The sequence below is a fragment of the Streptomyces carpinensis genome, from assembly GCF_002154505.1.
GTDB classification, from domain to species: Bacteria; Actinomycetota; Actinomycetes; order Streptomycetales; family Streptomycetaceae; genus Streptomyces; species Streptomyces carpinensis.
In genome coordinates, this window is the sequence record NZ_MUBM01000426.1 from 1 (window position 1) to 7,603 (window position 7,603).

Consider the following 7,603-nt stretch of genomic DNA (forward strand, 5'->3'; position numbering starts at 1 on the left):
CTCCCGCACTCCCCTCATCCTGAAAGGAACCCCCATGTCACTCCACCCCGAAGCCTCCGCCCTCCTCGACCGGTCCCATCGGCTCGGCGCCGATCCCCGCAACACCAACTACGCCGGCGGCAACGCCTCCGCGAAGGGCACCGGCACCGACCCCGTGACCGGCGGGGACGTGGAGCTGATGTGGGTCAAGGGGTCCGGTGGCGACCTCGGGACCCTCACCGAGAGCGGGCTGGCCGTGCTGCGGCTGGACCGGCTGCGGGCCCTCACCGACGTGTACCCCGGTGTCGAGCGCGAGGACGAGATGGTCGCCGCGTTCGACTACTGCCTGCACGGCAAGGGCGGTGCGGCCCCCTCCATCGACACGGCCATGCACGGGCTGGTCGACGCCCCGCACGTGGACCACCTGCACCCGGACTCCGGTATCGCACTCGCCTGTGCCGCCGACGGGGAGAAGCTGACCGCGGAGTGCTTCGGCGACCGGGTGGTCTGGGTGCCGTGGCGGCGGCCCGGGTTCCAGCTGGGGCTGGACATCGCCGCGATCAAGGAGGCCAACCCGCAGGCGATCGGCTGCGTCCTCGGCGGGCACGGGATCACCGCCTGGGGCGCCACCTCCGAGGAGTGCGAGCGCAACTCGCTGCACATCATCCGCACCGCCGAGGCGTTCCTCGCCGAGCGCGGCAAGGCGGAGCCCTTCGGTCCGGTGATCGAGGGCTACGAGCCGCTCGGCGAGACCCAGCGGCGGGAGCGGGCCGCCGCACTGGCGCCGTACGTCCGTGCGCTCGCCTCCCAGGACCGCGCGCAGGTGGGGCACTTCGACGACTCCGACGTCGTCCTCGACTTCCTCTCCCGCGCCGAGCACCCGAGGCTCGCCGCGCTCGGCACCTCCTGCCCCGACCACTTCCTGCGCACCAAGGTCCGCCCGCTCGTCCTCGACCTGCCGCCGACCACCCCGGTGGAGGAGGCCGTGGCCCGACTGCGGGAGCTGCACGGCGCCTACCGCGAGGAGTACGCCGCCTACTACCGGCGGCACGCCCTGCCCGACTCCCCCGCCATGCGCGGTGCCGACCCGGCGATCGTGCTGGTCCCGGGTGTGGGCATGTTCTCCTTCGGCAAGGACAAGCAGACCGCCCGGGTGGCCGGCGAGTTCTACGTCAACGCCGTCAACGTCATGCGCGGCGCCGAAGCGGTCTCGACGTACGCGCCGATCGAGGAGTCGGAGAAGTTCCGCATCGAGTACTGGGCGCTGGAGGAGGCCAAGCTCCGGCGGATGCCGAGGCCGAAGCCGCTGGCGACCCGGGTGGCGCTGGTCACGGGCGCGGGCAGCGGGATCGGCAAGGCGATCGCGCACCGGCTGGTGGCGGAGGGCGCGTGCGTCGTCGTCGCCGATCTGAACGCCGGCAACGCCGCCGCCGTCGCCGAGGAGCTGGGCGGTCCGGACAGGGCGGTCGCCGTGGGCGTGGACGTGACGGACGAGGAGCAGATCGCGGACGCCTTCCGGGCGGCGCTGCTCGCCTTCGGCGGGGTCGATCTGGTGGTCAACAACGCCGGCATCTCCATCTCCAAGCCCCTGCTGGAGACCTCGGCGAAGGACTGGGACCTGCAGCACGACATCATGGCGCGCGGCTCCTTCCTCGTCTCCCGCGAGGCGGCCCGGGTGATGATCGCGCAGCAGCTGGGCGGCGACATCGTCTACATCGCCTCCAAGAACGCCGTCTTCGCCGGTCCGAACAACATCGCGTACTCGGCGACCAAGGCCGACCAGGCGCATCAGGTGCGGTTGCTGGCGGCCGAGCTGGGCGAGCACGGCATCCGCGTCAACGGGGTCAACCCGGACGGGGTCGTGCGCGGCTCCGGGATCTTCGCCGGCGGCTGGGGAGCACAGCGGGCCGCGGTGTACGGGGTGCCTGAGGAGAAGCTGGGCGAGTTCTACGCCCAGCGGACGCTGCTCAAGCGGGAGGTGCTGCCCGAGCACGTCGCCAACGCCGTCTTCGCCCTGACCGGCGGGGAACTGACGCACACCACCGGGCTGCACGTCCCGGTCGACGCCGGCGTCGCGGCCGCCTTCCTGCGGTGAGCGTGGACGTGAAGGCGTACGCCGCGGTCGACCTCGGCGCGTCCAGCGGACGTGTCATGGTCGGCCGCGCCGGCCCCGACTCGCTGGAGCTGACCGAGGCGCACCGCTTCCCCAACCGGCCGCTGCGGCTGCCCGAGGGGCTGCGCTGGGACGTGCTCGGGCTGTACGCCGGGGTGCTGGACGGGCTGCGCGCCGCGGGCCAGGTGGACTGCGTCGGCATCGACAGCTGGGCCGTGGACTACGGCCTGCTCGACGCGGACGGCGCCCTGCTGGGCAACCCGGTGCACTACCGCGACGCGCGCACCGAGGGGGTCCCCGAGAAGGTGTGGGCGAGAGTTCCGGCCGCGGAGCTGTACGCGGCGACCGGCATCCAGTACGCGCCGTTCAACACGCTGTACCAGCTGACGGCGGCCCGCTCCACCGCGCAACTCGCCTCCGCCAGGCGCCTGTTGCTGATCCCGGACCTGCTGACGTACTGGCTCACCGGCGAGCAGGGTACGGAGCTGACCAACGCCTCCACCACCCAGCTCGTCGACCCGCGCACCCGCGACTGGTCGTACGACGTCGTGGCCCGGCTGGGCATCGACCTGGAGCTGTTCGCGCCGCTGCGCCGGCCCGGCGATCCGGCGGGCGTGCTGCGGCCGGAGGTGCTGGAGGAGACGGGGCTGCGCGGGCCGGTGCCGGTGACGGCGGTCGGCTCGCACGACACGGCATCGGCGGTGGCCGCCGTGCCGGCCGTGGGCGAGCGGTTCGCATACATCTGCACGGGCACCTGGTCGCTGGCGGGCCTGGAGCTGGCCGAACCGGTGCTGACCGAGGAGAGCCGCGCCGCCAACTTCACCAACGAACTGGGGCTCGACGGCACGGTCCGGTATCTGCGCAACATCATGGGCCTGTGGTTGCTCCAGGAGTGCGTACGGGCCTGGGGCGGGCCGGACCTGGGCGAGTTGCTGCGCAAGGCCGCCGAGGTCCCCGCGCTGCGGTCGGTCGTGGACGCGCAGGACGCCGCCTTCCTGGCCCCGGGCCGGATGCCGGAACGGATCGCGGCCGCCTGCCGGGCCTCCGGGCAGCCGGTGCCCGCCTCCCCGGCCGAGTTCACGCGCTGCATCCTCGACTCGCTCGCCCTCGCACACCGCCGGGCGATCGGCGACGCCCAGCGGCTCGCGGACCATCCCGTGGACGTCGTGCACATCGTGGGCGGCGGCACCCGCAACGCCCTGCTGTGCCAGCTGACCGCCGACGCCTGCGGGCTGCCGGTGGTGGCCGGTCCCACCGAGGCGGCGGCCCTCGGCAACGTCCTCGTGCAGGCCCGCGCACACGGCCTCGTCGGCGACCGGGCCGGAATGCGGCACCTGGTCGCGCGTACGCAGCCGCTGACGCGCTACGAACCGCGCCGCGACACGGCGGCCTGGCGCGCGGCCGAGGCCCGGCTCGCCACGCCGACGCCGTGAACCGTGCCGAGCCGCCGCGGTCGGGCCCCGGTGCTCCGCCGCGGCCCGGTCCCGGCGCTCGGCCCCCGTGCCGCCACGGCGGGGCCGCGGGCGAGGGTTCTCCGCCACGCCGTGGGCGGGGTCTCCCCCCGAATCCTCCGCATGACCAGAGTCTTTCGTTTGGATCAGGCCGGATCAGGGAGCGGGGTCTGGTGCGTGCAGCTGCAAGGCGGAGGAGGGCGTCGACGCGGAGCGTCGGCAACCGACGTCAATGCAGCAGATCTGCGTGCCAGGCCCCGCGAGCCCGGCATGATGCAAACGAGAGGCCATAGGCTTCAACCACCCGATGATCGACAACAAGGAGCCGCGATGCGTGTCGCTCTGTTCCTGACCTGCGTCAACGACACGCTCTATCCGGACACCGGGCGCGCCGTGGTGAAACTGCTGACCAGGCTGGGCGTGGACGTGGACTTCCCCATGGCCCAGACGTGCTGCGGGCAGGCGCACTACAACACCGGGTACCGGCACGAGGCCGAGCCGCTGGCCCGGCGGTTCGCCGAGGTCTTCCGGGGCTACGAGGCGATCGTGACGCCGTCCGGATCGTGCGGGGCGATGGTGCGGGACCTGTACCCGCGGATGGGCGAACGGGCGCATGCCGAGGGCCGGGGCGACACCCTGGCCCGGACGCTGGCACCGGTCGTGCCGAAGACGTACGAACTGACCGAGTTCCTGGTCGATGTGCTCGGGGTGACGGACGTCGGGGCGTACTACCCGCACACGGTGACCTACCACCCGACCTGCCACGGGCTGCGCGTTCTGGGCCTCGGGGACCGTCCCCGCCGGCTGCTGCAGGCCGTGAAGGGGCTGGAACTGGTGGAGCTGCCCGGCGCGGAGGAGTGCTGCGGCTTCGGCGGCACCTTCGCGGTGAAGAACCCCGACGTCTCGGCGGCGATGGGCACCGACAAGGTGCGCAACGCCGAGTCGACCGGAGCCGAGGTGCTGTGCGCGGCCGACAACTCCTGCCTGATGCACATCGGCGGGACGATGACCCGGCTGCGCACCGGCATGCGGCCGGTGCACCTGGCGGAGATCCTGGCGAGCACGGAGGAGGAGCCCGCGGCATGAGCGCCACATTCGTGGGGATGCCGGGATTCCCGGAGTTCCCGTCCTTTCCCGAGGCCGCGCACGAGGCCGTGCGCGACAAGACCCTGCGCGGCAATCTGCGCCACGCCACGCACACGATCCGCGCCAAGCGGGCCAAGGCCGTCGCCGAGGTGTCCGACTGGGCGGCGCTGCGCGAGGCCGGCCGGCAGATCAAGGACCACACGCTGCGGCACCTGGACCGCTACCTGGTCCAGGTGGAGGAGGCGGTCACGGCGGCCGGCGGCACCGTCCACTGGGCGGTCGACGCCGACGAGGCCAACCGCATCGTGGCCGACCTGGTCAAGCGGACCGGGGAGCGTGAGGTCGTCAAGGTCAAGTCGATGGCGACGCAGGAGATCGGCCTCAACGAGGCTCTCGAGGCCGAGGGCATCCACGCCTACGAGACCGATCTCGCCGAGTTGATCGTGCAGTTGGGCAAGGACCGGCCCTCCCACATCCTGGTGCCGGCGATCCACCGCAACCGCGGCGAGATCCGGGACATCTTCCGTTCAGAGATGAGCGCGTGGGGCCGCCCGGCCCCCGAGGGCCTGAGCGACACCCCCGCCGAACTCGCCGAGGCCGCCCGGCTGCACCTGCGGGAGAAGTTCCTGCGCGCCAAGGTGGGCATCTCCGGCGCCAACTTCGTCGTGGCCGAGACCGGCACCCTGGTGGTCGTGGAGTCCGAGGGCAACGGGCGGATGTGCCTGACCCTGCCCGAGACGCTGATCTCGGTCGTCGGCATCGAGAAGATCGTGCCGACCTGGCGGGACCTGGAGGTCTTCCTCCAGACGCTCCCCCGCTCCTCGACGGCCGAGCGGATGAATCCGTACACGTCCATGTGGACCGGAACCACCGGCCAGGACGGACCGAGCACCTTCCACCTGGTGCTGCTGGACAACGGCCGCACCGACACGCTCGCCGACCAGGTCGGACGCCAGGCCCTGCGCTGCATCCGCTGCTCGGCGTGTCTCAACGTGTGCCCGGTCTACGAGCGGGCGGGCGGACATGCCTACGGCTCGGTCTACCCAGGGCCGATCGGCGCGATCCTGAGCCCCCAACTGCGCGGCACCGGCAGCGAGATCGACGCCTCCCTGCCGTACGCGTCCTCGCTGTGCGGCGCCTGCTACGAGGTGTGCCCGGTCGCCATCGACATCCCCGAGGTGCTGGTGCACCTGCGCGAACGGGTCGCCCAGGGCGGCCAGGCGACCCGGGGCGGCAACAAGGTGGTGCTCAAGCCCGCGAAGGGCCACGCCGCCGAGCGGACGGCGATGCGCGCGGCCCGCCTGGCCCTCTCCCACCCGGGTCTCCTGCGCGGCGGCCAGCGGCTGGCGTCCCGCACCCGCCGGTTCCACCCCCGGAGCCTGCCCGGCCCCGGCAAGGCGTGGAGCGGCACCCGGGACCTACCGGCCCTCCCCGCGGAACCCTTCCGCGACTGGTGGCAGCGCACGCACGCCGAACGGGGCGGCCAGGGTGGAAAGGACGGCGCGAAGTGAGCAGCAGGGACCGGATCCTGGGCCGGGTGCGGCGCGCGCTGGCCGACGTGCCGCCGGACGACACGCCGTACGAGCAGGCCGTTTCGCGGGACTATCTACGGCAGCACGGCGACCGGGGCGCCGAGGAGACGGTGGATCTGCTGGCCGAGAACCTGGTGGACTACCGGGCGGTCGTGCACCGCAGCGACACCGCGGGGCTGCCCGCGCTGATCGCCCACCTGCTCGGCGAGCGGGGCTCGAAGACCGTCCTGGTCCCGCCCGGGCTGGACGAGAGCTGGCTGGCGGACACGGAGGTGACGCGGGTCACGGACCGTCCGGACAGCACACCGCACGAACTGGACCGTGTCGACAGCGTGGTCACCGGCTGCGCGGTCGCCATCGCCGAGACCGGCACGATCGTCCTGGACGGCTCCCCCGACCAGGGCCGCCGCCGGATCACCCTGATCCCCGACCACCACGTCTGCGTGATCCGCATCCCGGACCAGGTGGTCTCCTCCGTACCGCAGGCCCTGGACCGCCTCGTCCCGGCGCGCCCGCTGACCCTGATCTCCGGCCCCTCGGCGACCAGTGACATCGAACTGGACCGGGTGGAGGGGGTGCACGGGCCGCGCACCCTGGAGGTGGTGCTGGTGAGCGGGGAGTGAGCGGCGCGGTTAGCGTGAGTGAATGATCCGGTTCGAGCAGGTCACCAAGCGGTACCCGGACGGGACCACCGCCGTGGACGGGCTCAGCTTCGAGGTGTCCGAGGGGGAACTCGTCACCCTCGTGGGCCCGTCCGGCTGCGGCAAGACGACCACGATGCTGATGGTCAACCGCCTTATCGAACCGACCTCGGGCCGGATTTTCCTGGGCGGCGAGGACATCGCCGGGGTCGATCCGGTGCGGCTGCGCCGCCGTATCGGCTACGTCATCCAGCAGGTCGGCCTCTTCCCGCACCGCACGGTCCTGGACAACACCGCGACGGTGCCCGCGCTGCTCGGCTGGAAGAAGGCGAGGGCGCGGGCGCGGGCCGCCGAGTTGCTGGAACTGGTGGGCCTGGATCCCAAGACGTACGGACCGCGCTATCCGGAGCAGTTGTCGGGCGGGCAGCGGCAACGGGTCGGCGTGGCGCGGGCGCTGGCCGCGGACCCTCCGGTGCTGCTGATGGACGAGCCGTTCGGGGCCGTCGACCCGGTGGTGCGCGAGCAGTTGCAGGACGAGTTCCTGCGCATGCAGGCCGCGGTGCGCAAGACGGTGCTGCTGGTCACGCACGACATCGAGGAGGCGGTACGGCTCGGTGACCGCATCGCCGTGTACGGACAGGGGCGCATCGAGCAGTTCGACACGCCCGGGGCTGTGCTGGGCAGCCCGGCGTCCCCGTACGTGGCGGGGTTCGTGGGCGCCGACCGGGGGCTGAAACGGCTGTCGGTGACGGCGATCGAGCGGGACGACCTGGAGCAGCCGCCGGTCGTCCGGCCGGACGA

General features: G+C 72.6%; 6 protein-coding genes. All 6 read left to right on the forward strand.

What is annotated here, in order from left to right; genetic code table 11:
• The first annotated feature begins 34 nt into the window (after positions 1-34).
• Positions 35-2,074: a bifunctional aldolase/short-chain dehydrogenase gene (locus tag BZY54_RS41815; protein WP_086730596.1), complete on the forward strand. Its 2,040-nt coding sequence runs from the start codon at positions 35-37 to the stop codon at positions 2,072-2,074.
• An 8-nt stretch (positions 2,075-2,082) separates the two neighbouring features.
• Positions 2,083-3,525 (forward strand): rhamnulokinase, encoded by a 1,443-nt coding sequence (locus BZY54_RS41820; protein ID WP_208640928.1) that lies wholly within the window; start codon positions 2,083-2,085, stop codon positions 3,523-3,525.
• 348 nt (positions 3,526-3,873) lie between these two features.
• On the forward strand, positions 3,874-4,629 hold the full coding sequence (locus BZY54_RS41825) for a (Fe-S)-binding protein (RefSeq protein ID WP_086730597.1): 756 nt from the start codon (positions 3,874-3,876) through the stop codon (positions 4,627-4,629).
• Positions 4,626-6,140, forward strand: a complete 1,515-nt coding sequence (locus BZY54_RS41830) for a LutB/LldF family L-lactate oxidation iron-sulfur protein (RefSeq protein ID WP_086730598.1) — start codon at positions 4,626-4,628, stop codon at positions 6,138-6,140. Before BZY54_RS41825 ends, BZY54_RS41830 begins: the two co-directional genes overlap by 4 nt.
• The gene (locus BZY54_RS41835) at positions 6,137-6,784 is read left to right on the forward strand and encodes a LutC/YkgG family protein (RefSeq protein WP_086730599.1); all 648 of its coding nucleotides are present in this window, start codon (positions 6,137-6,139) and stop codon (positions 6,782-6,784) included. The genes BZY54_RS41830 and BZY54_RS41835 overlap by 4 nt, the downstream gene beginning before the upstream one ends.
• Before the next feature lie 22 nt (positions 6,785-6,806).
• Positions 6,807-7,603 (forward strand): ABC transporter ATP-binding protein (locus tag BZY54_RS41840; protein WP_086730600.1); only part of this gene is annotated, 797 nt, incomplete at its 3' end.